Annotated in this window: 18 protein-coding genes; 9 read left to right on the forward strand and 9 right to left on the reverse strand. The window is 67.1% G+C overall.

The genetic code is table 11. The features are described from left to right. Window positions 1–27: 27 nt before the first annotated feature. Entirely contained in the window at window positions 28–444 is a 417-nt protein-coding gene (locus tag FCK90_RS13600) for an HNH endonuclease (RefSeq protein WP_246180411.1), read from the forward strand. 153 nt (window positions 445–597) lie between these two features. On the opposite strand, the gene FCK90_RS13605 is transcribed toward FCK90_RS13600, so the two are convergent. Beyond that, window positions 598–1,680, reverse strand: a complete 1,083-nt coding sequence (locus tag FCK90_RS13605) for a glycosyltransferase family 2 protein (RefSeq protein WP_181954325.1) — start codon at window positions 1,678–1,680, stop codon at window positions 598–600. A 464-nt stretch (window positions 1,681–2,144) separates the two neighbouring features. Here FCK90_RS13605 and FCK90_RS13610 point away from each other — a divergent pair, with 464 nt between their 5' ends. The 4 genes from FCK90_RS13610 to FCK90_RS13625 are packed head-to-tail and all read left to right on the forward strand — an operon-like array spanning window position 2,145 to window position 6,540. Beyond that, complete coding sequence (locus FCK90_RS13610) at window positions 2,145–2,759, forward strand: YveK family protein (RefSeq protein WP_158034854.1); 615 nt, start codon at window positions 2,145–2,147, stop codon at window positions 2,757–2,759. Between the two features lie 20 nt (window positions 2,760–2,779). Beyond that, on the forward strand, window positions 2,780–4,042 hold the full coding sequence (locus FCK90_RS13615; protein WP_158034855.1) for a glycosyltransferase: 1,263 nt from the start codon (window positions 2,780–2,782) through the stop codon (window positions 4,040–4,042). Window position 4,043: 1 nt separating this feature from the next. Continuing rightward, window positions 4,044–5,483 (forward strand): hypothetical protein, encoded by a 1,440-nt coding sequence (locus FCK90_RS13620; protein WP_158034856.1) that lies wholly within the window; start codon window positions 4,044–4,046, stop codon window positions 5,481–5,483. Then, on the forward strand, window positions 5,461–6,540 hold the full coding sequence (locus FCK90_RS13625; RefSeq protein WP_158034857.1) for a glycosyltransferase: 1,080 nt from the start codon (window positions 5,461–5,463) through the stop codon (window positions 6,538–6,540). Before FCK90_RS13620 ends, FCK90_RS13625 begins: the two co-directional genes overlap by 23 nt. A gap of 76 nt (window positions 6,541–6,616) precedes the next feature. Here the strand turns inward: FCK90_RS13625 and FCK90_RS13630 are convergent, their stop codons facing one another. From FCK90_RS13630 to FCK90_RS13660, 7 genes are all read right to left on the reverse strand, one after another. Continuing rightward, the gene (locus tag FCK90_RS13630) at window positions 6,617–8,215 is read right to left on the reverse strand and encodes a lipopolysaccharide biosynthesis protein (protein WP_158034858.1); all 1,599 of its coding nucleotides are present in this window, start codon (window positions 8,213–8,215) and stop codon (window positions 6,617–6,619) included. A 215-nt stretch (window positions 8,216–8,430) separates the two neighbouring features. After that, window positions 8,431–10,245, reverse strand: coding sequence for an alpha/beta hydrolase family protein (locus FCK90_RS13635; protein ID WP_158034859.1), 1,815 nt, complete (start codon window positions 10,243–10,245; stop codon window positions 8,431–8,433). A 71-nt stretch (window positions 10,246–10,316) separates the two neighbouring features. Continuing rightward, on the reverse strand, window positions 10,317–11,429 hold the full coding sequence (locus tag FCK90_RS13640; protein ID WP_246180400.1) for a glycosyltransferase: 1,113 nt from the start codon (window positions 11,427–11,429) through the stop codon (window positions 10,317–10,319). 710 nt (window positions 11,430–12,139) lie between these two features. Beyond that, complete coding sequence (locus FCK90_RS13645) at window positions 12,140–13,555, reverse strand: MFS transporter (protein WP_343029902.1); 1,416 nt, start codon at window positions 13,553–13,555, stop codon at window positions 12,140–12,142. A gap of 247 nt (window positions 13,556–13,802) precedes the next feature. Beyond that, on the reverse strand, window positions 13,803–14,534 hold the full coding sequence (locus FCK90_RS13650; RefSeq protein ID WP_158034861.1) for a GntR family transcriptional regulator: 732 nt from the start codon (window positions 14,532–14,534) through the stop codon (window positions 13,803–13,805). Window positions 14,535–14,552: 18 nt separating this feature from the next. Beyond that, window positions 14,553–15,911 (reverse strand): aspartate aminotransferase family protein, encoded by a 1,359-nt coding sequence (locus FCK90_RS13655; protein ID WP_158034862.1) that lies wholly within the window; start codon window positions 15,909–15,911, stop codon window positions 14,553–14,555. Window positions 15,912–16,204: 293 nt separating this feature from the next. Continuing rightward, complete coding sequence (locus FCK90_RS13660; protein WP_246180402.1) at window positions 16,205–16,969, reverse strand: GntR family transcriptional regulator; 765 nt, start codon at window positions 16,967–16,969, stop codon at window positions 16,205–16,207. Between the two features lie 152 nt (window positions 16,970–17,121). Here FCK90_RS13660 and FCK90_RS13665 point away from each other — a divergent pair, with 152 nt between their 5' ends. Beyond that, window positions 17,122–18,219, forward strand: coding sequence for a TIGR03364 family FAD-dependent oxidoreductase (locus FCK90_RS13665; protein WP_158034863.1), 1,098 nt, complete (start codon window positions 17,122–17,124; stop codon window positions 18,217–18,219). Between the two features lie 86 nt (window positions 18,220–18,305). After that, on the forward strand, window positions 18,306–18,989 hold the full coding sequence (locus FCK90_RS13670; RefSeq protein ID WP_158034864.1) for a phosphonatase-like hydrolase: 684 nt from the start codon (window positions 18,306–18,308) through the stop codon (window positions 18,987–18,989). Between the two features lie 42 nt (window positions 18,990–19,031). Here FCK90_RS13670 and FCK90_RS13675 read toward each other — a convergent pair whose 3' ends face one another. Beyond that, window positions 19,032–20,288 (reverse strand): MFS transporter, encoded by a 1,257-nt coding sequence (locus FCK90_RS13675; RefSeq protein WP_158034865.1) that lies wholly within the window; start codon window positions 20,286–20,288, stop codon window positions 19,032–19,034. A gap of 230 nt (window positions 20,289–20,518) precedes the next feature. Between FCK90_RS13675 and FCK90_RS13680 the strand changes: the two genes are divergently transcribed. Both FCK90_RS13680 and nhaA read left to right on the forward strand, forming a co-directional pair. Then, window positions 20,519–21,016 (forward strand): DUF2505 domain-containing protein, encoded by a 498-nt coding sequence (locus tag FCK90_RS13680; RefSeq protein ID WP_158034866.1) that lies wholly within the window; start codon window positions 20,519–20,521, stop codon window positions 21,014–21,016. Window positions 21,017–21,144: 128 nt separating this feature from the next. Beyond that, window positions 21,145–22,422 carry a Na+/H+ antiporter NhaA gene (gene nhaA / locus FCK90_RS13685; protein WP_158034880.1) on the forward strand — a complete coding sequence of 426 codons (1,278 nt, stop codon included), beginning with the start codon at window positions 21,145–21,147 and terminating at the stop codon, window positions 22,420–22,422. The last annotated feature ends 33 nt before the right edge of the window (window positions 22,423–22,455 follow it).

Consider the following 22,455-nt stretch of genomic DNA (forward strand, 5'->3'; position numbering starts at 1 on the left):
TGCCGCCGCAACGCCACCGGCTGCGATGTGGACCACACCATCCCCTGGGCCACCGGAGGAACCACCGCGAGCACGAATCTGGCGCATTTGTGTCGGCATCACCATCGGGTCAAACACGAAGCCACCGCTTTGGGTGCTTGGCAGGTCAGACACATCAACCCCCACACCGCAGAACCTTTCACCACGATCCCGGAGAACACCTCAGCCCGAGGGGTCAGCGGTCAGCAGCACCCTGCTGACCAGCGAGCCCCTGCCGGGGTGCTGGAATGGACCTCACCCACCGGGACTGTGCGCCGCACTGTGCCCGGGGCCGCCACCCCGATCACCACCACGTGGCTCACCGGCCATGCACTTCAGCCAGGACCCGCGGATCACGCCCATGATCGGAGACAGACAGTCGAAAAGGCACCAGGCCCCTCCGCCGAGGACCCACCGCCCTTCTAAAGAGGTCGGTAGACGATCGTGTGGGGCCGTCAGACGTGGTGTCAGGCAGGCATCCAACGCAACCCGAGGTCTAGCTCATACGCGCAACTAGGTAAGACTCAACTAGGTAAGACGCAGCCGATCTCGGAGACGGCCCGGATCTCGTCGTCCTGCCTACCGCCCCAGGGACGGGTCGTAGTCCACATAGCCGTCGATGGTGCTCTGACGTCTCTGCAACCACTTCATACCGCCGGGCAGCCGGGAGATCCGCTGTTTGAGCACCACCCGTTTCTGCGCGGGCAGCACGCTGGCAGCAGCGTCGAGTTGCCGCTTGGCCGCATCGAGATCACCCGACCGCAGGTTATCGGCCATCTGGCGCAGCAGGCCCTGCGGGGAGCCCACTTCCAGGCGCCGCTCCACGAAAGCGATCTCGTCCGGGGTCATCTCGTCGCGGAAGCGGGCGAGGTTGCGGCGCAAGGCCTCGTCTTCACCCGCGTCCATGGCCTCCCGGTTGGACATCATGGATCCCGCCGTCCACCAGACCAGGCACAGAACCTTCTCCGTCCGGTGGAAGCGCCATCCTGAATACACCGCCCGGATCCAGAACTCCCAGTCCTCCACGAACGCCATGGTCTCGTCGAAGTCCCCGACCTCCTGGAAGAACGCCCGAGGGAAGAGCGAGGTCATGGAGCCGAAGTTGTACTGAAGGATCACTTCGCGCTGCCGGTTCGGCGCGGGCATGGGCTCGCGAGCAAGAGGGCGGGAGGTGTCCAGCCCTCCGCCCGTCACCTCGACCGCGTTCGGCACGATCAGCCATTTCCCGTCGCCGAGCCTCTCCCGTTCGGCCATCATGTGCGTGATGGCGCCGGGCAGGTATGCGTCGTCGGAGTCCAGGAACAGGACCCAGTCGCCCGTGGACCGGCGCAGGCCGTGATTGCGCGCGGAGGCCACACCGCCGTTCGGCTGCGAGACGACCACGAACTCCCGGCCGGGCAATTCCATCCCGGCGTAGACCTCCACCAGGTCCATGGCGTTGTCGGGGGAGCCGTCGTCCACCACGACGATCTCGAGGCGCGGCCAGGTCTGACGGAGCAACGACGAGATCGTCTCCCCCACGCTGACCCGGCTGTTGTAGACGGGCACCACGACGGACACCAGAGGGTGATCGCCGTCGTTGCCGGTATCAGCATCGGCGGATACGGAGTGCACCGGGTCGCGGTCGGGAACATCCCGCCCCTCCCCGGGGGCCTCGTCCATCGGACGAGGCGAAGGGGTACCCTCCGCGGACTCAGAACGCTCGGACATACTTCTTGTCTCCCCTCAGTGACCGTTCGGCCAGCGATCGTCCAATGACCGTTTGCAGATGACCTTCAGCACGGATCCGGCGGGTATCCACACCGCCGCAGCGCGCCGGATCGTTCTCGAACCGCGCTGCCACCCCTCGGACAGCGTGAGTCTACCGAGATCCCCTCTGACCAGGGCCGGTGACCAGGATCGGCGGATGTCCCCACATCTGCGCGTGTAATGGGTCTCATTGTCCCGGGACTCCAACCGTTTGCAGTAGAAGCCATGTAAGGTCACCAAGCGCGGCAGCACTTCCAAGGATGGGGATTCCTGGACGATCTTGCTGCCTGCATACGACGGCGATCCAAGAGGCCGTCGTATGGCCCGGGCTTCCCGAGTGCGGGCATATCGGGTTTGTTGATTGAAGGGGAACCACCGTGACGCTTACGCGTTATCTGAAGGCTCTGCGCCGTCTCTGGATGACTGTCCTGATCGCCACGGCGGTGGGTCTCGTACTCGGTCTCGGCTCAGCCCTGATCCTGCCGAAATCCTACGAGGCTCAGTCCACCATCTTCGTGAACGTCTCGGAGTCCACGACCGTCCAGGACCTGCAGATGGGTGAGCAGTTCGCGCAGGCCCGGGCGGCTTCCTACGCCGCGATCGGCACGTCCTCGCGAGTTCTGGACCCGGTGGCCGAGGAGATCGGGGGCGACGTCGACGCCTCCGCTCTGGCCGAGGACGTCACCGTGACCAACTCGCCCAATACCGCCGTGATCACCGTGACCGGCACCGATGGCGATGCGCAGCGCGCGGCCGACATCACGGCCGCCACGGCCGAATCCCTGGTGCGGGCCTCCGCCGAGCTGGAGGGCGCATCGGACAGCGACTCGTCACCGGTGCAGCTGAGCATCATGCAGGAAGCCGTTGTCCCCGAGGACCCCGCCGCGCCCTCGGTTCCCCTGAATCTCCTCGTGGGCGCTGTGGTCGGGCTGGTCGTCGGCTTGCTGATCGTCCTGGCGCGCGCCGGAAGCGCACGCCGGGCCGAGGCCTGAGCGCACCGGAGGAAACCGCCATGAGCACCGGCTCCAAGACGCGTGTGCTCGTGGTCTGTCCCACCGAGTACGGCGGGCAGATCGAGCACGCGGCGGACACTGCGATGGCACTCGCCGCGGATCCCCGCGTCGAGCAGGTCGTGCTGCTCTCCCGCCCCGGGGCCGACGCCTACCTGGGCCGCCCCGAGGTGGCGGGACTGAAGATCGTGGAATCCATCCCCCCGCGCCGCACCTCGGGATTCGGGCCGCTCCGTCAGGGCCTGCAGGTCCTGGACCTGGTACGCGAGCACACCCAGATCCACCGCCTGAGCCGCCTGGCCGGACCCGACACCGTGCTGGCGCTCGATTCCAGTAAGTATCCGTGGCCCCGTGTCCTCACCGCCGGCCGGCAACAGCGACTCGCGTTGTTCCTGCACAATGTCAAACCGCATCACGACGACGGCGCCGCGGCCTCCCTGCGTGAACGCGTCCTGCGCTACCTGGAGCTGGGCGCCGCCCGCGGCTGCGACCGGGTCATCGTGCACGGCGAGGACCAGAAGCGCACCGCCGGATCGTTCGTTGCCGGGGACCTGACGGCGGTCACTCTGCCCACCTCCACGCGCATCGACGAAGCGGCCACCGCGGAGTCGGTTCCGGTGGACGTTCCCGCCGAACCCGTCACGGAGACGGACTCGATGCGAGGCGGTGCACGAGAAGACCTCGAGGACCTGACCCGAGAGCCCTACGCTCTGGTGCTCGGTGAGCTGAGGGCCAACAAGGGGGTGGAACTCGCCATCGACGCTGCGGGCCGGGCCCAGGTGCCGATGCTGGTGGCGGGTCGTCCCGAGAGCCCCGAGCTGGGCAGGCTGCTGCACCAGCGTGCCCAGCAGACCGGCTGCGTCAATATCCTGGCGCGCTTCCTGGAGCGCTCGGAATTCACCCGGCTCCTCGAGGAAGCCGCCGTCGTCGTACTGCCGTACACGCACTTCGATGCGCAGTCGGGCGTCCTGGCCAAGGCCTTGGCCTCCGACCTGGCGATCGTGGCCTCCGACCTGACCTCCCTCAGGGAGCAGGCCGGCGACTACCGGAACATCCTGTACGGCGATGTCCACGACGTCGATGCCTTCGCCCAGGCCATGCGTGAAGGGTTCGACCGCGCCGCGGCCTCCGCCCCCCGCGGGGCGATCGCGCCGTCCGGCCACTCGGACTGGGAGGCCACGGTGGAAGCGGTGCTCGGCACCCGCCGGGAGGACCGGAGGTCGTGGGCCGTACGGACGTGGGGCATACGGAGGAAAGAGGACTGAGATGCCGAGCTCATCGACTCCGTGGTCGGATACGCCGCCTTCGCCGCAGCCGGACTCACGGTGGCTGCGCGGACCGCGTCACGCCAAGACGCCCCAAGGACCTGAGGCCGGGCTACCCGGCACCGTCGTGGACCGGGCTCTCGCCGGTCTGCTGATCCTCCTGTCCGCATTCCCCTACGCGGGGATCGCCCTGGGCGGCAATACGAACGTCCCGATCTCATCGTTCGTCGCAGCGTTGCTGCTCCTGCGCTGCATCAGGTACATCCCCCTGATGGTCGTCGCGGTGCTCTTCGCCGCCATTCCGTTCTTCTCGGCGTTCATCCGGATGTTCTACGACCCCACTCCCCTGCAGCTCGTGCCGGTGGTCACCTGGGTCATGGCAACGCTGGCCCTGCCGGGAGCGGCGGCGGCGGTGATCTTCCTGCGCCGTCGCACGATCCCATGGCTGTCCTGGGCGCTGATCGGTTCCGCGGGGTACGCGGTGGTGCAGAAGCACATCTTCATCGACAGGCTGGGAACCGTGCCGTTGCCCCGGCTCTACGAGCTGCCGGGGTACGCGAACCTGCTGCCGTTCCAGGAGACCTTCCTGACCTATGTACGCAGGCCGTTCGGGTTCTTCCCCGAGACCTCCTTCATGGTCGGCACCGTCACCCTGATGGCCATGGTGCTCATCATCCTTCTCCGCCACTACAGGCTCTCCCCCGGCATCCGGGACTGGGCCGCGATCGGACTCTCCGTCTGGGCCACCGCGGTGAGCGGCTCCGGCTCGGCGATCTTCGTGCTGGGCGCCGTGGTCATGGCCATCGTGCTGCCCTTGGCCCTGCGCAGGGCCTGGATCGGGGTCCTGGGCGTTCCCGCGGCCATCGTGGGCGCCTACCTGGTGGCGGACAGCGTGCTCGAAGAACGCTCCACCTCCTTCAACTGGTCCTGGGCGGACCGCGGCTCCTCCATCCAGGCGGTGATCAAGCACCTGCTCGAGAGCCCAGGGGCCTTCTGGGGAGGCATGGGGCGCGGACGCGTGAACGAGGAGTTCATGGCGGGGAAGATGCCGACGGAGACCTTCACCCACTACAACCCGATCGTGGACATCTTCTCGGTGACGGGACGCATGGTGGCGGAGAACGGAGTCCTCGTAGGCGGCGCCGCCTTCCTGTTCCTGGCCCTCCTGCTGCTGCGTTCCGGTGGCCGGGTGCCGTTGTTCTACGGCGTCCTGCACGTATTCGTCTGGGGCGTGATCGCAGGCGGCACCATCACCTACGACAACGCGTTCTGGCTCTGGGGCGGCGCCGGAGTATGCCTCGGCCTGGAGCTGACGCGGCACTGGCCTGAGAAACCGGTCCCCGAACGCCGCCGGATCCCCACCGTCCAGGAGATCGAGGCCCGTCATGACCGGGATCTCGACGCTCTCAAGGAGAAGCATGCGCATCCTGCACGTGGTTAACGATGCCGATACGGGTGGGGCCCAGACCCTCATCGAGGCACTCGCCCGGCGCCGCGGGTCCCACGACGAGGTCCGGATCCTGGTGCTGCTGGGGCGGGGCGGCCTGAGCGACCGCCTGGAGGCCGCGGCGACGTCGGTGGACTATGTCGGCATGTCCCGCCGGGAGGTTGTTCCGGCCCGAGCCGTAGCGCACCTGTTGCGCCTGGTGCGCAAGCACAGGATCGACGTCGTGCACTCGCACTTGCACCAGTCCGATCTCGTCAACGCCATCACCCCGCATGGGCGTCCCCGGATCTCCACGCAGCACGCCAGCGAGGACGCCTCGTCGAGCAGGGTGGCCCATGCCGCGTGGAGAGCCGCCGGAGCGCTATCTTTCCGCATGGATCAGATGGTGGCCTGCTCGCCGTCGGCACGGAACATCACGGCGGAGTTCGGCTACACCTTCCGGCCCGGACGAATGCCCGTGATCTTCAACGGCACCACGGTGACCGACTCCCCGGCGCCGAACCCCGGGGGCCAGCAGCTCCTGCACCTCGCCCGTTTCGCCCCTCCCAAGGACCACCGGAATCTCCTGGAGGCCATGGCGCGTGTTCACGCCGACCATCCGCAGGCCAGGCTGCTGTGCGCCGGTCACGGTGCGGACGAGTCGAACGAGCACCTCACGGCGTGGCGTGCCGAACTGGGGCTGGACGACGTCGTGGAGTTCGCCGGGACCATCACCGACGTGCGGCGGAGGATGCGCGGGGCCGCGGCTCTGGTGTTCGCCAGCTACAACGAGGCCCTGCCCATGGCCGGCCTGGAAGCGATCAGCGAGGGATTGCCGGTGATCACGACGCGCGCCGGCGACGCCGCTTTCATGACGGTGGACGAGCGCCTGGCCGTCGCTCCCCACGATCCGGACGCTCTGGCCGCGGCCATCAGCTGGTTCCTGGATCGGCCGGTCGACGAGGTCGAGGCCATCCGCATGAAGTCCTGGGAGCTCTCCCACCGGGATTTCGACATCGACCGCGCCACGCAGCGGTACATGACGATCTACCGGGATCTCGTCCGCTCCTGAGGCATCCGGCCGGGCCTGCGACTGCGCACGTCGTCATGCGATCGTCTCCGGCGACGTACCGCGGCACGCGCGCCGGTCAGGCCCTCTCGGGTTGTTCAGGGTCTCCGGCCTCTCGGATGACCGCCCGGTCGGCCTCGCGCTCTGCCACGAGGGCCTCTGAGTTCTCCTCGCTCATCTCCGCCACCACCGCTCCATCGGCCCGCACCAGCTTGATCATCCGGAAGGCCATCAGGGCCAGGCCCGCACCCACGATGAGGATCGTGGGCCAGGCGGGCAGGAAATGGGCCACGATCAGCGCGACTCCCGCATAGAGCGCCGCGCCCCCCGCCATGACCCCCCATCTGCCGAGGTCCTTGCGCTCGATCCCGTAGGAGACGTCCTTGTCGGCCAGATACATCTGGACGCCCGAGAGCAGGAAGCCGGGCAGCACCGTGGCCAGGGCCACGAGGGCGATACTCCCCGTGGCAGTCGCAAGCCAAACGGACGGGAGGGTCAGCACCAGGACGGTCAGGCTCAGGATGGAAGCGCGCATGGGCGATCCGCGGAGGTTCATGACCAGGTTCGCCGGCTGGGTGATCGCCTCGGCCATGATGCCGAAGGCCAGCATGGCCAGCGCCAATGCCGCGAAGGCGAAGTCGTCGCCCATCCACGCCGTCATGAGTTCCTGAGGGATCGAGGCCACGGCGACGGACATGAGCAGGCCGATACCGAACGTAAGGGTCAGGCAGTTCTTGAGGATCCGGGCGGATCTGCTCGGCGTCGCAATCCTCATGGGGTACCCGTAGGGCAGGGCGATCCAGGAGACCACCAGGCGGCAGGACTGATAGACGCGCATGATCGCACCGAAGGCCGTGGTGGCGTGCAGTCCCAGGGTGGGGCCCACCAGGAACAACGGCAGCTGATAGATGGCGAGCTGCGATAGGGCACCGATGGACATGACGGAGGACAGCTTGATCAGCGGCTTGCCGTGATCACGCCACAGCCCTTCGCCGACGACGGGGGCCCTGAAACGACGCGCGACGGCGATCATGCACACCACCGGCGGAAGCATCAGGGACGCGCATTCCACGATCACGATGCCGAGCAGCCCGGTGTCCGTGACGGCCACGACGCCGTAGCCCGCGGCACGGCCGAGGATGGCGATGACGGCGGCTTTCCGCTCGACGTCGGGCCTGTTCAGGCCCCACAGCACGGAGTTCATGCCACGGCCCAGCAGGGAGAGGAAGAGAGTCACCCCCGCCATGACGGTCAGAGGCCACAGGATCTGCTGATCCTGCTCCGCGATGGTGACCGTCTGCAGGTAGAGGGGGAAGACCACCATGTACAGAGCCGTCAGCACAGCGGCCAGGATCAGGAACACCAGCAGGGCAGCAGTGACGAACATGCGCCGTTCACGCTGGTAGTCCTCATGGTCCGGGATGCCGGTCAGGGTGCGGACGATTCCGGCGCCGAGGCCGAAATCGGTCATGGTCAGCATCTGGATGGCGCCGATGGCCAGCACCCACAAGCCGTAGGAACTGGCCCCCACGATCGACACGGCCAGCGGGTAGAGCAGCAGGAGCCCGAAGATGGAGGTGAATCCGGACAGGTAGTTCCACAGGATGTTCTGTCCCAGGCGTGAGGCACTGGTATCGGCTCCGGTGGCGTGCTCTTTCTGCTGGTCGTGTTTCGTCATGCGCAGGAGAACCTCCTAGGTGATCGCTGTCCATGTGCCAGCGGGTGCCCGATCGAATGGACGGATCGCCGTGTCCGGTGCCATCAGGGCGTTGGTCTTGTGAGCGGCCGGCTCCCCTACCGGCCGACCCCCTCCGACAAGGAGCCCGAGGAGGATGGTAAGCACCTGCCACCGTGTTCCGGCATCCGGCAGGGCGTCATCAGGTTCGGGGACACTCAGGACTCTCGTCCCTGTGACGCATGATTCGGGGGTTCCTTGCGTGCTGCCGTGAGCAGGGTCTCGTCCCGTCCGGGCAGCAGCGCCGCTCGCAGGGTCTCCAGGACGGTCCGGCATCCCGTGGAGGTGAGCACCGAATGATCCAGCCGGTCGCTGGCGATCGAGGTGATCTGCCGCCCGGCCGCGGACAAGCGCTCTACCGCCCGGTCCCCCTGTGTCTTCTCCCAGCGGGGCAGGTCGTCGGGTCCGTTGAGCACCACCACCCGGGCGTGCCGGGTCATGGGCTCCAGCACCCGTTCGGGGGTCTCCATGACTCTCATGCGCCCGCCGGCCCGCCAGAGCGGGTAGGGCAGGCGCGTGCGAACAGCACTCACGGCTTGTTCCCGGGCCCAGTTCTTGAGCCCGGCCTTACCGCCGGTACGCGCCAGTTCATTGATCCACCGCACCCGGTCCCCGAGACCGGGCAGACCGCCCCGGATCTCGGTCTCGGGCCGCACCGGAGCGGAGGAGTCCCTGGCAGCCCGGTTGGTCACGGGCATGGCACCGCGAGGCGCATCCGCGTCATAGGTCTCCCGGACCTCCGCCCACAGCTCTTCGCTCATCTTCCACTCGGCGTGCCCGACGAGCACGATGGTGCTCGCATCGACCGGGGCGCCGCGAACTTCACCGAGACAGGCCGCCCAGGCCGAGGCGCACAGGAAGGAGGCGCTGATGGTGGTGCACCCGGCCTCACGCAGCCATGCCGTCGACTCCCGGAAGCTGGTCGCGCTGCGCAGGGTGTAGGAGTTGGTCGCTCGCAGAGCCTCTACCGGCGTGGAATCACCGACGAGCGGCCGGTCGACCCGGAGGGTCACGATCCCGTCCGAGGCCAGCGCACGGGCGATGTGGGGCCATTCCCCGCTTCCCACCCGTCCGTCAGGACCGCCCCCGGACACCAGCAGGCCGTGAGCCTGATCGAACCCGCCCGGCGAACCCTCCTGGTCACGCCAGGTCACCACGCCCGCACGACGATCGGCACCGACCTCCACCAGCCGCTCGTGGAGCGTCTGCCCCCGGTCGTCGGTCCAGCTGTTCTGCAGGACAGGGCGGATCCGCACGTCGAGCGGCTGGGCGTCCGGTGCGGGCAGAGCGTCGACGACGAGGCCGAGGACGTCATCGTGCAGGCGCGTCTCGAAGGGCTCCACGCCGTACATGGCCTTGGCCCGGCGTTTCTCGGCCTCTCTGACCTCGACGAGGGTCTCGGAGGGCTCGGGCACGGCCAGCGCGCTGAACTGCTCCGCCTGGGCCTCCGTCAGGGCCATTCCGAGCAGGTCGACCTGGCCCTCGGTGGAGGGTACGTGCGGTACCACCGTGTGGCGCAACCGGGACCATTGCCTCACGAAGGTCTTCCCTGCCACTGGCTCCCAGGACACAACCGCGTCGAAGTCCTCGGCCATGGACCCGAGGACTGCGGCACCCGTGCGGTATCCGACGGCGAAGACGGGGAGATCATCCGCGGCCAGGAGGGCCTTGGCGCCGGCGGTGACCGAACGAACGTCGCTCTGCCAGACCTTGACCGCGTCGTCATGGGAGGCCAGCGGCTGTGAATCGCCGCTGCCACGCCAGGTGAAACGGACGGCGACATACCCCTCGCGGGCAAGCAGTATGCACAGGCGGCGTACCGCGAGCGCCGAGAGCGCCTGCTCCCGGCCGGCAGGGGAGGCGACCACGACGATCCCTCGGGCGCCCCGGGTTCCGGCGTCCTCCGGAGTGTGGATCCAGGCCAGGACGGCCTCGGAACCGCTGCCGATCCATGTGGGCAGGCCCTTGATCATTCCCGTTTCTCCTCGCTCGTCCCGTGCTCCGGCCGGTCGTTCCCTCGCCGGTGGCTGTGCGGGCAGTGCTCTCATCGGCGTTCCTGACCTTCCGGAGCTATCAGGTCGATGGCGAGCGCGCCCGTGGACAGCAGCTCGAGATCATAGGCTTCAGCCAGCCGCTCGCGTTGCATGGCCCGGCTGTTCTCCCACAGGGCTGCGTGCTGTTCCGCGACCATGGTGTGACGTGCCTGCACATCGTGCAGGCGGTGCCAGTTCCGGACCAGGTCCTCGGGTTCCTGGAGGACCAGGGGCATGCCGATGCCGTCGAAGGCGCGAATGGCCCGGACGGCCATGGGCCGGCCCAGGCGAGCCGCCTCCAGGACGGTGATCGGGAACCCCTCCCAGCGAGCGGTATGGAGGTAGAGGTCTGCCGCGGCGAGCCGCCGAAGCACCGTCGAGGGCCCGACCCATCCCGTCACCTCTATGCCCTGTCGCTCCAGGCCCGCCTGCAGGCGGTCGTCTCCCCCGCCGACCCACAATGCCCGGACCGCGTGCCCCGACGCTCGCAACGCGGTCACGGCCTCCGCGAACCACACGGGGTCTTTCTGCAGGGTCAGCCTGCCGGATCCCACCAGCAAAGGGCCGCGCGGATCCGTCCAGGGCTGGATCGGAACGCCGGCCACCTCCTCGTGGGGCTCGGGCGCGACGTTGGGCACGTAGACCGTCCGGATCCTGGCACTCCATTTCCGCGCCTCCAGGTTCTCCGCACGGGAGCACCCCGCCAGGACATCGGTCCGGCTGCTCAGGAGACGTTCCACGGCGCGGTAGGCGCGGCGTTCCCCTGCCGATTTGTCCTCGCGGTCGAAGGCCCAGGCATGAGGGGTGTAGACATATCGCACGTTGGCGGTCCTTTTCGATGCCGCGCGCGCCCAGACCCCGGCGTAGCTGCTGTGGGCGTGCACGACGTCCGGCTGCAGCCGCAGGATCGTGTCCCTGACGAACCTGGTGGCTCCTATGTGACCGGCTATGTGGCCGGCATCGATCCGGTGGATCGAGGTGAACTCATCCGCCCACCCGGATTCGAGGGTGCCGGCCTCGGGGCGCAGGCGGCAGACGAGATGGTGCTCGCATTCCGGCAAGGCCCGGACGTAGTCGCGGACCGCTGCCGCCACTCCCCCGCCGAATGCCTCTACGACGTGCAATACCCGGCGCCGATGGAGGCCACGAGAGCCTGGCTCCCGTTCCTCGGCAGATATAGACGTTGCCACGCCGTTCCCCCTACCCGCTCCGGCACGTCCCCACGTGCCGCGGCGTTGCTTCCATCCTGCGGAACAGGCCTAGGCCGCCCCCTGAGTCGGCTGGGACAACGATTTCCCAGCCCGGTCACGCGATCTCAGATATTCGCGGATTTCCCGAGGACAACGGTATAGAACCACTTAGATCTTGGCACCGTGAACACCCAAATTCGTGGGAGTGAAACTCGACACATCAATAGGGCGAGCGGCGCTGGCCGCCGAGCCGGTCCCGGAGCTCGGCGCGCGCCCGCGGATGGCCCCATCCAGGTAGACGCCACAGCATGCTTCCTCCTCAGCAGCCTGCTGACGGTATGACGCGCCGGCCGGACCATGAGCCCTTCAACGGCTGAGCCTGCTCCATCGTCGCGGGCAGCGGCGGCAGGACCCCGCGGGCGCATCCACCGGGGCCTACGGAGGTCTCTATCACCTGATAATTGGGTGGCCGCATTCCGGGAGGGTTTCTCCCATGAAGAAACTGTGCACGCCGCGTCCTCCCGATCAAGGAATTCGGCCGACGATTCAGATAACCCGCCCACTAACGACGGCGCGGAGACCGCAGCGAATTCATAACGCGTTCCGCGCTCGCTGCGGCCTCCACCCGGGCACCTCCGGTTGTCTCATACGGCCACCGGACGGCGGTTCCAAGCGGGGATCAGCAGAACCGCTGCGATCAACGCCGTTCCGGCGAAGGTGTAGAAGACACCCGTGGCCGCCATCAGTCCGGGCAGCAGGCCGCCCAGGATGGACCCCACGGATCCGCACCCGTTAATGAATCCGGCGGCGCCGGCGGCATGTTTGCTGGTGCCGAAGTCGATAGCGGCCACCCCGGAAACCATGGAGTCGGCTGCATATGCGGTGAAGCCCACCACGCCGAGCAGAACGGCAATGACCCAGACGGAGCCGAGGGAGGCGGCCGGCTGCCACAAGGCCAGCGCAACGCACAGGACGAGAAGGCTGAGCACGCAGGGCGGCATCCGCCGCGCCTTGAAGACCGTATCCGAAATCCAGCCGATGACGACGGGGGCGATGACGCCCGCCAGCCCGAATGTGACGGGCACCAGGATCGCCGTCATGTTGTCCACCCCGGGCACGGCGTCGAGCACCAGGACGGGGCCCCACAGCAGGATGGCGTACCGGGCAGGCTTGATCATGAAGTAGATGATGCCGAGCCGAAGGACCATGGGGTCGTGCCGCGCAGCCGCCAGCAGGTCGCTGAGCCGGAACTTCTCCCGGGGAGCCTCGAGTTCCCGGGCCTGCGCCGCTGCGTGCCCCTTGACGTAGTCGTCGTCGAACTTCTTCGGATCCTCGTCGATACCCGGCAGCCCCACGTCCTCCGGCCGATTCTTCTGGAGAACCAGGAAGATCAAGAACACGACCAGCATGACCATCGCGCCCGTGAAGAATGCCCACCGCCAGTTGTCGAAGAGCGTGTAGGCGACCCATCCCATGACGGGAACGGCCACGAGCCCGCCGAACGCATAGCTGGTGGAGAAGAAACCCATGGCCCGGCCCCGCTTGGAGATCGTGAAGAACGTGGCCATGTTCTTGCTCAGCGCGGACCAGCCCGTTGACTGCCCCAGGCCCTGAACGATCATCAGGGGCAGGAAGAGCGACAGCGCGGGGATGACTCCCATGAGCACCGCGGCGACCATCGCCATGACCATGCCGCCCGCGATCACCACGCGCTGCCCGTATTTCTCCGCCACTGCACCCCAGACGAACTGTCCCACGGCGTACGCGGCGAGGTAGACGGAATCGAGGATGCCCGGGCCCGCGCGGCTGATGACACCCTCCTCCAAGATGCCGACTTTCGCCGCGGAGAACGCGTTCCGCGGGAAATAATAAGCGGCGTATACCAGCCAGCTCAGCATAAAAATCTGCGTTTGGTACCGCAGGAGAACCTGCCGGTTGGTGATAGAGGGATTTACAGATTTTTCTTCGATAACTATCTGAGCGCCATGAGCCTGCGAAGAGGACTCCGGAACACGTTGGGCATCCATAGGTGTTTCCTTCGTGAAAGAACCTGAACCCATCCCCTGACGGCAGCGATAACCTGGCGGGGCAGATTTGCCTTGAAAATCTTTCAGGTGAAGAACTGCCTGCTGACCGGGACAAGTGGTGACAACACCATTGTTTCAAGGCAAGGCGAACCGGTAAGGGGGAATTGTTTCTGAGGCGTTACGGTATTTCCCATTCCGATGAATGGCCCGTTACCCGATGAGTCCGCCGCCCGAGTACGCAGAGGCCGTACGACACGCTCACGGGAGAGCGAGGGTCGGCTCAGAGCCGGGATCGCTTCCAGTTGGTGCCCACCCTCTGCATATGCATACGCGTTCGATCCGCCCGGAAGAAGTCATGAGCGTATTCAGCGGCCCAGTTATCCGCGTCGTAGGTCACGCGATAGATCTCCAGCAGGCCGGAGCCCTGCGGAATCTCGAGCATCTCGGCCTGACGGGCATCGGCCGTGGTCGCTTCGACTGTTTCTTCTGCTCGATCGATCTGGAGTCCGTAGTGCTCCGTCAGGAGAGCATAGAGCGATCCGTCGAGATTCTCGGAGAGCAGCCCCGGAAACCGCCGGGCCGGAAGCACGGAGGTGTCCAGGGACAAAGTGGCATTCCCCGCGTAGCGGACGCGGACGGTACGGATGACGGGCGCCGTCTCGTCGATCTCCAGAGCCCTGCGTTCGTCGGGGAACGGCTGAGCGAGTTCGAGCCGGAGGACCCGGGTCTCCGTGGACAGGCCCTGACGGCGCACCATGTCGGGAACGCCCTGCACCGTGTTGAGGTGCCGCTGGATCTTGCCGTCGTCGGCGAACACCCCGCCGCTCTGCCCCATGGCCCGGCGAACCAGATGTTCGGCCTCGAGGCGCTCCAGGGCGCGCCGCAGGACACTGCGGCTGACCCGCAGCTGCTCGGCCAGGGCCCGCTCGCTGCCCACCCGCTCGCCGGGGCGGAAACGGTTGTCGCGCAGCAGCCGCCTCAGGCGCTGCTCAACGTGCTCGGTGCCGGACATGCGCTGAGTCCACTGGTGTCAGGACAAGACCGTCAAAGATTCATGCAGCGCATCGACCGCCCAGCCGATGTCATCGCGGTCGAAGGGCAGCGGTGGCCGCAGCTTGAGGACATTGCCGTGCGGTCCCGCCACTGACGTCAGCACTCCGCGCGAGCGCAGTTCTTCCAGCATGTCCAAGGCGAGCTCCTTGTCCGGCTCACGGGTGCCGCGGTCCTTGACCAGTTCGAATCCCATGAAGAGTCCCGTGCCGCGCACATCTCCGACAGCATCGTGGGCATCGGCCAGCTCCTTGAAGGACTGGAGCGTCTCCGCGCCGACCTCCTGGGCATGCTGCTGGAGGCCTTCCGTACGGATCACGTCGAGCACAGCCTGCGCAGCCGCCATCGAAACCGGGTTTCCGCCGAAGGTATTGAAGTACGGGACGGTGTCGCTGAACGAGGCCAGCACCTCCTCCCGGGCCAGCAGACCGGCCACCGGGATACCGTTGCCCATGGGCTTGCCCATCGTGATCGCATCCGGCACCACCCCATGAGCGGCGAACCCCCAGAAATGGTCTCCGGTGCGGGCGAAGCCGGGCTGGACCTCATCCGCGATGAAGATACCGCCGGCAGCGTGGACGACGTCGATGGCCTCCTTGAGATGGCTGCCGGTAAGCACGCCGTCCGAGGAGAAGATGGAGTCCGCGATGAAGCCGGCGAACTCCACCCCCTTGGACTCCATGTCGGTGATGGCCGCCCGGACCTGCCGGGCGAACCACGCTCCGATACCGTCCGGGCCGTTGCCGTCGATGCCCGTGCGGTAGCTGTCGGGGGCCGGGAGCAACCAGACGCTCTCGCCGATGGGCTGCCCGCTGCCCAGCGCCGGTGACACCGAGGAGCTCAGCTCGGAGTTCCCGTGGTACGCCTCGGTGGTGGCGATCAGACCCGTACCTCCCGTATGGGCCTTGGCCACGCGCAGGGCCAGATCGTTGGCCTCCGATCCCGTGCACATGTACATCGCCTTGTAGGCCTCGGCATCCAGGTACGCGGGCAAGGTGGTGCGGAGGTCGTCGGTGTAATCCAGGATGCGTTCGTGAAGGTATCGGGTATGCGTGTTGAGTTGCCGCATCTGCGAGTGCACGGCTTCCACGACGGCCGGATGCGCATGTCCCACGGACGCCACATTGTTGTACATGTCCAGATACTTCTCGCCATGGGCATCCCACAGATATTGCCCCTGCCCCCGGACGAGGTGGACTGGCTTCCGATAGAAGAGCCGGTAGGACCCCCCGAGGACGTCCTCGCGGCGTCGGGTCAGCGTGAGCGTCTTCGGATCCAGTTCCGCCGCGTGCTCGGCCCTGAAGCTGTTGGTGTCCATGATGGTGGACCGGATGGTCATGGGAGCTCCTCGGGGAGGTGGCGCAGCGTGGCCCAGGCGACAGATGTGCCAGTCCTCCGGAGTGCCGGACCGCGCGGTTGAGGCGCGCAGTTGAGGACGGTGTGGGGATCGTCGCTACTGGGCGGGGATCGTTACTACTGGCATTCATCCTCCCAGAACCGGCGGGAGCCCGGCCCTCCGGCTGTTTCCCGTGCGTTACAAGATGCGCCACCGTCGTGAATGGCCCGTTACCGACCGGGATCGTATGAAGATCGACCGGGTTCGGCCGGGCCGGTCACGAGCGTGCCGTCAGGTCAGCGCTCCTGGTGGCTCGCGCCCGCTGTCGGCCGGATGCCTCGTTCGCCGTTGGAGCCACCCGCGGCGTTGACCGTGAAACGGACGGTGTCCGAGCGGTAGCGGTCGTCCGAGTACTCGAAGGCCCGCCCGTCGGCGTCGGAGGATCTGCGGCGCAAACGCAGGACGGGCGAGGCCTCGTCGATGCCCAGCAGATCGGCATCGAGCGGGTCGGCACCGATGGCGTCGATCTCGACCTCCACCTGGTCGAAGTTCAGGCCTCGGGTGGCAAGGTATGCGGTGATGGACCCGGCTTCCAGATCGGCGTCGAAGAGCAGACGCCCTACGTCCTCGCGGAACCTGGTCCGCTCGAGCATCGTCGGCTCGCCGTCGAGCAGACGGAGCCTGACCAGCTCGACCACCATGGCCTCCGGCGGCACGTCCAGTTGAGCGGCGCAGTCCTCACCGGCTCGCCGTAATGAGAGCGAGACCGTGTGCGCGCCCGGCTGCCGTCCGTGGACCTCTGCCCACCTCGTGAACGGGAGATAGACGTCGATCGGCTGGCGCGCCTGGCGTGAGATCACGCTGCCCTGACGCCCCTGGCCCGTATCGATCAGGCCCTCGCGGCGCAGTTGAGCCAGCGCGTTGCGGACCGGGCCGCGGGACGTGCCCCATAGCTCGCACAATGCGGCCTCCGTGGGCAGAAGCGCACCCTCCGCCATCTCGCCGCTGACGATCCGGCGCCGAAGGTCTTCGGCGATCTGCCGGTACATCACACGAACCATATGTACATGTTAGTCCGAAGCCATCGTCCGAGGTGCTCGACCACGGCATTCACCCTGGATACTCGAAGACATGTATGAACAAGATGTTAATTATCGCACGTGAACGCTCACATAGCTATACAAGTTGACATGGTGCGGTCATCATTGTCTTCATGAAGATCCCAGAGAACGTGGATGTGCTCGTCGTCGGCTCCGGCATCGTCGGGCTGGCCCACGCCTACGAGGCATGGCGCCAAGGGGCCAGGGTGGCCGTCGTCGATGCTGCGGCCACCGTTCACGGCGCATCGGTGCGGAACTTCGGCCACGCCTGCATCACTCCGCAAGCCGGTGCAGCGTCCTCCTTCGCCGAGGTCGCACGGACCCGATGGCTCGAGCTGGCGGGAAAGGCAGGCTTCTTCGCCCGCGAGTCCGGCACGACGGTGGTCGCCAGACGTCCTGAGGAGATTGCGCTCCTCGAGCAGTTCGCCGCCGGCCGCGACGACGTCGAACTCCTGGACCGCGCCGGCGTCGGCCGTATCGTGGATGTCGCCGAGGACGCGCTCGGCGGGGCGTTCCTGCCCCGCGACCTGCAGGTGGACCCTCGGGAGGCGGCACCCGCCATAGCCCGCTGGCTCGAGAGCGTCGGCGTCGCCTTCCTCTGGCGCGCGACCGTGGCCTCCGTGGCGACGGGGACCGCCTATACCAGCCGGGGCGAGATCTCGGCCGAGCGGATCGTGGTCTGCGTCAATCACGACGTCGATCGGCTGTTCCCCGATCTCGCGGAGCAATACGAGGTGACCCGCTGCCGCCTGCACATGCTCAAGGTCTCCGGTGGCCCCGCACGGCCGCGCACGCCGGTGCTGACGGGATGGTCGCTGCTGCGTTACGCCGGCTTCGCCGGCTGCCCCGCGAGCGCCGACGTCCGGGACGCTCTCTCACGCGCGCTCCCGGCCGGCATCGAATACGACCTCAACCAGATGTACACCTCTCCCCCGGACGGGACCGTGATCGTCGGAGACACGCACGCGCGTGCCGTCGACGCCGCTCCTTTCCAGCCCTGGGAAGGCTTCGACCTGCTTCTCGACGAGACGCGCCGGCTCTTCCCCCGGTTGACGCTGGACATCGTGGAGACCTGGCAGGGGGTCTATGCCACATCGCCGCGTACCGAATTCCTGATCGCCGAACCGATCCGGGACGTGCATGTCGTCACCGTCACCACCGGCATCGGGATGACCACGGGCCTCGGGATCGCCCCGTCGGTGCTCTCCTGAGGTCCCCCGCAGGTCATGGCATCACCGCCGCAACCATCCACTCGCCCATCCCCCGCAAGCCCCATCACGACGACAGGAACAAGCTGATGACGACTCCCCTTTCACTCGTAGTACTCGACATGGCAGGAACGACCGTCGACGACGGCGGTGCGGTCTACACCGCTCTGCGCGAATGCGTGGAGGCGCTCGGCGTCGTCGTCGACGACGAGTCGCTCCAGGCGTGGATGGGCGCCGACAAGCGCACCGCCATTCGCGCCCTGGCCGGGGACCTCGCCACGCCCGACGTGGTGGAGACCGCCTACGCGGACTTCGCGGCGCGGCTGGAACGGTTCTACGGTGAACGTCCCCCTGTCCCGATCGAAGGAGTCCGCGAGGCCTTCGAGCAGTTGCGCTCCGCCGGCATCAAGATCGCCCTGACCACCGGCTTCGCCCACGACGTTGCGGATCCCCTGATCGAGGCCATCGGGTGGACGCCAGGGGCGGAGGGCTCGCCGGTGGACGCGATCGTGTGCGCTGACGACGTGGCTGCCGGTCGCCCCGCTCCGTACATGATCTTCCACGCCATGGAGGCCGCCGGAGCAGTCAGCACATCCGCCGTCCTGGTCGGCGGTGACACGGTGGTGGACGTCGAAGCGGGGACGAATGCAGGAGCTGCCTATGTGGTGGGTGTCCTCACCGGGCAGCTGAGCGCGGAGCAGCTGGCGAAGGCGCCGCACACGGACATCCTCCCGTCGGTGGCAGCCATCCCGGAGCTGCTGGGAATCGGTTGACGAACCCGGCGCCGGAGGTCCTCGGCGCCTCGGGCACGCCCATCAGTCCAGCTCCGCGCCCTTCCGCTCCGGGACCATGAACATGGTCAGGAACGCCAGGACGTAGATCGAGGGCAGTAGGGCCAGGGCGAACGGGAACCCGTGGCGTGCGGCGATCAGGGCGATGACCACCGGGGCGAATCCCCCGATGCCACGGCCGATGTTGAACAGGACGTTCTGAGCGGTCGCTCGCGCTTCCGTGGGGTAGAGCTCGGCCATCAACGCGCCGTAACCGCCAAGCATGCCGTTGGCGAAGGCGCCCATCACGAACCCGCCCAGCAGCAACGCAGTGGGGTCGGTGAACTGGCTGTAGAGCAGGACGGATACGGCCGCGCCGATCTGGAAGATCCAGAACGCCTTGCGCCGGCCGATGCGATCGGCCAGCTGGCCGAAGATGACGATGCCGGACGCCATGCCCAGCACCGTGACCGCCGTCCACAGCGAGGACGAGGTCAGGTCCAGGCCCATCTGATCGCTCAGGTATCGCGGCAGCCAGCTGATGATGCCGAAGTAGCCGAAGTTCTGCACCGAGGTCAGGATCACCATGGCCAGGGAGATGCGTACGGTGCGGGCGTCGGCCACCAGCAGGCGCAGCGGGGACTTCCGCCGCTGGCCCTCTGGCCGCTGTTCATCCGCCTCCAGGAACTTCGGGGACTCGTGCAGGCGTTTGCGGATGACGATCGCGACGATGGCGGGGAGAGCTCCCACCACGAACAGGCCGCGCCACCCGAACGCGCTGATGATCGGCGCGGACAGCAGCGCCGCCGCCAGCACACCGCACTGGAAGCCGATGCCCACCCACGACGTCGCCCGTGCCCGCATTCTCGCGGGCACGGCCTCGGCCGCCAGCGTCATGCCGATGCCGAACTCGCCGCCGATGCCGATGCCCGCGATGAAACGGTAGATGGCCAGGTCGGTGTAACCGACGGCGAACGCGGAGAATCCGGTGAAGACGGCGAACAGGATCACGGAATAGGTCAGCATCCGCACCCGCCCGAACCTGTCGCTGAGGATGCCGAAGACGATGCCGCCCAGCACCGCGCCCAGCAGGGTGACGGTGGTGAGAAAACCGGCCTGTGTATCGGTGATCTCGAAGGTGGCGATGATTCCGCTCAAGGCGAAGCTGAGGATCAGCAGGTCGAACCCGTCGAGCCCGTAGCCGATGGATGAGGCGAACACGGCCTTCCGGCCGTAGGGGGACATCTTGTCCTGGGCATGCGCAGCCGTGGACTCCGCTGTGCTCGCGGCGTCATGGCTCATGAGTGACCTCCCTGCGGGTCGAAGGGTCGAGGATTCCGGGGAGGCCCGAGTGGGAGGAGATTCCCACGACCGCAATTGTCCACCATGCGCCGGGGGCTTCAGCACTCCCCTGCTTGTCGCCTTTACCACTACCATGCCTACAGGCGCGGTCCTCTGGCCCGGTCAGGGGCTCGCGTCGGCAACCAGTAGTCATCGCTCGATCACCGCATCGAACACCCAGGAGGAATCTCATGGCCGTATCCGCTGAGCAGACCGTGAACGCACCCGTCCAGAAGGTGGTGGAGACCTTCCTGGACGAGTCCTTCAACCGGCACGTCTCGGAGCGCGGGCGGACCACGTTCGTATCGCAGACCGTCGAGGGCGACCCCTCGGGGGCGTTCACCGTGACCCTCGTGCGCAGCATGGGTGCCGACAGGCTCCCCGACATGGCGAAGAAGTTCATCAAGGACGGGCTGACGATCACTCAGGTGGACTCCTGGGCCGCACCTCAGGCCGACGGTTCGCGCGATGTCCGGACCGAGATCACCGTCGGCGGCATGCCCGCCTCGGGACAGGGCACCCAGCTCCTGAAGGCCGAGGGTGAGAAGACCCAGGTGTCCGTCGAGATGACCTTGACCACCAAGATCCCCCTGGTCGGAGCCAAGATCGCGGCCGCGGCGGAGCCCTATGTCGGCAAGGCCCTGTCCCTGCAGGCCCGTGAGGCGAACGCCTGGATCGCCTCTCACTGATACCCGAGTCCCCCGCTACGGTGGTGCGTGACACGTATTTGTGATCATACGGGCGTACACTGACGCGGTCCGACGTTCCCTCCAGGAGGTCAGCAACTGTGTCGCAAGACGCCGCCACCGAACCCGCAGTGCACCAAGGACACCGAGGACTTGGGGCTTTCGTCCGCAAGGACCTCGTGGGCGGTTCCTTATTGCTGATCGCCATGCTGGCCGCCTTGGTCATGGCCAACTCACCGGCCTCGGACCTGTATTTCAATGTCCGGGACTTCGAGATCGGCACCGAGGCCGTCCCAGGGCTCATGCACACCGTGGGCGAATGGGCAGCAGACGGCTTGCTCGCGGTGTTCTTCTTCCTGGTCGGCCTGGAGCTCAAGGCCGAGTTCGTGGACGGTGAACTGCGCAATCCCCGGAAGGCGGCCCTGCCCATCGTGGCGGCATTCGCCGGGGTGCTCACTCCCGCGCTGATCTTCGTGGGCATCAACCTGATCGACCGCACGGATCCCAGCACCCTGCAGGGCTGGGCCATCCCCACCGCCACGGACATCGCCTTCGCGGTGTCCGTCCTGGCGGTCGTGGGATCGGCCCTGCCCGTGGCGATGCGGACCTTCCTGCTGACCCTGGCGGTGGTGGACGACCTCATCGCGATCATCATCATCGCCGTGTTCTACAGCCACGACTTCAACCTGCTGTCCCTCATCGGGGCATTCGTGGTCCTGGCCGTCTACTGGGCGCTCACGCACCGCTTCAGCCACTTCTTCATCGAGAAGAAATGGGCCGCATGGCTCATCCTCCTGCCCCTCGGGCTCATCACGTGGCTCCTGGTCTACAACGCCGGCGTCCATGCCACCATTGCCGGCGTCCTGCTGGGCTTCGCCACCCCGGTCATGGCGATCATGCCCCGTGTGATCACCAAGAAGGCACCCGCCTTCGGCCTGGCTCCGACCCTGGAGCACCGGCTCCGGCCGTTCTCCAACCTGGTGGCGGTGCCGATCTTCGCGTTCTTCTCCGCCGGCGTCGCCGTCGGAGGCTGGAGCGGCCTTCGCCAGTCCTTCACCGACCCGGTGGCACTGGGCATCGTCTTCGGCCTGATCTTAGGCAAGGCGATCGGCATCTTCTCGTCCTCGTGGCTCATGGACCGGTTCACTCCGGCGCGCAAGGACAGCGACTACGGCTGGAGCGATCTCTTCGGGCTCTCCGTCGTGGCGGGCATCGGGTTCACCGTGTCGCTGCTGATCGCGGATCTCTCCTTCGGCCTGGGCTCACCGCACGACAATCACGCCAAGGTGGGCATCCTGTGCGGATCCGCCATCGCGGCCGTGGTAGGCGGCACGATCCTCCTGATCCGCAACGCCCACTACTCCAAGCTGCGCGCGGAGGGGCAAGAGGTCGATTCCTACGACGGCTGACGGCGCTGCCGGGCATGCCGCCGGTTCGAACCG

It is taken from the genome of Kocuria coralli (genome assembly GCF_008831305.1).
Classification (GTDB): Bacteria; Actinomycetota; Actinomycetes; order Actinomycetales; family Micrococcaceae; genus Kocuria; species Kocuria coralli.

Bases quoted from the DNA above. Each gene is read 5' to 3' on its own strand.
- FCK90_RS13615 (WP_158034855.1), top strand. From the start codon at position 2,780: ATGAGCACCGGCTCCAAGACGCGTGTGCTCGTGGTCTGTCCCACCGAG.
- FCK90_RS13675 (WP_158034865.1), bottom strand. From the start codon at position 20,288: ATGAGCCATGACGCCGCGAGCACAGCGGAGTCCACGGCTGCGCATGCC.
- FCK90_RS13650 (WP_158034861.1), bottom strand. From the start codon at position 14,534: ATGTCCGGCACCGAGCACGTTGAGCAGCGCCTGAGGCGGCTGCTGCGC.
- FCK90_RS13620 (WP_158034856.1), top strand. From the start codon at position 4,044: ATGCCGAGCTCATCGACTCCGTGGTCGGATACGCCGCCTTCGCCGCAG.
- FCK90_RS13670 (WP_158034864.1), top strand. From the start codon at position 18,306: ATGACGACTCCCCTTTCACTCGTAGTACTCGACATGGCAGGAACGACC.
- FCK90_RS13655 (WP_158034862.1), bottom strand. From the start codon at position 15,911: ATGACCATCCGGTCCACCATCATGGACACCAACAGCTTCAGGGCCGAG.
- FCK90_RS13605 (WP_181954325.1), bottom strand. From the start codon at position 1,680: ATGGACGAGGCCCCCGGGGAGGGGCGGGATGTTCCCGACCGCGACCCG.
- FCK90_RS13635 (WP_158034859.1), bottom strand. From the start codon at position 10,245: ATGATCAAGGGCCTGCCCACATGGATCGGCAGCGGTTCCGAGGCCGTC.
- FCK90_RS13680 (WP_158034866.1), top strand. From the start codon at position 20,519: ATGGCCGTATCCGCTGAGCAGACCGTGAACGCACCCGTCCAGAAGGTG.
- FCK90_RS13660 (WP_246180402.1), bottom strand. From the start codon at position 16,969: ATGGTTCGTGTGATGTACCGGCAGATCGCCGAAGACCTTCGGCGCCGG.
- FCK90_RS13645 (WP_343029902.1), bottom strand. From the start codon at position 13,555: ATGGGTTCAGGTTCTTTCACGAAGGAAACACCTATGGATGCCCAACGT.
- FCK90_RS13630 (WP_158034858.1), bottom strand. From the start codon at position 8,215: ATGACGAAACACGACCAGCAGAAAGAGCACGCCACCGGAGCCGATACC.
- FCK90_RS13625 (WP_158034857.1), top strand. From the start codon at position 5,461: ATGCGCATCCTGCACGTGGTTAACGATGCCGATACGGGTGGGGCCCAG.
- FCK90_RS13665 (WP_158034863.1), top strand. From the start codon at position 17,122: ATGAAGATCCCAGAGAACGTGGATGTGCTCGTCGTCGGCTCCGGCATC.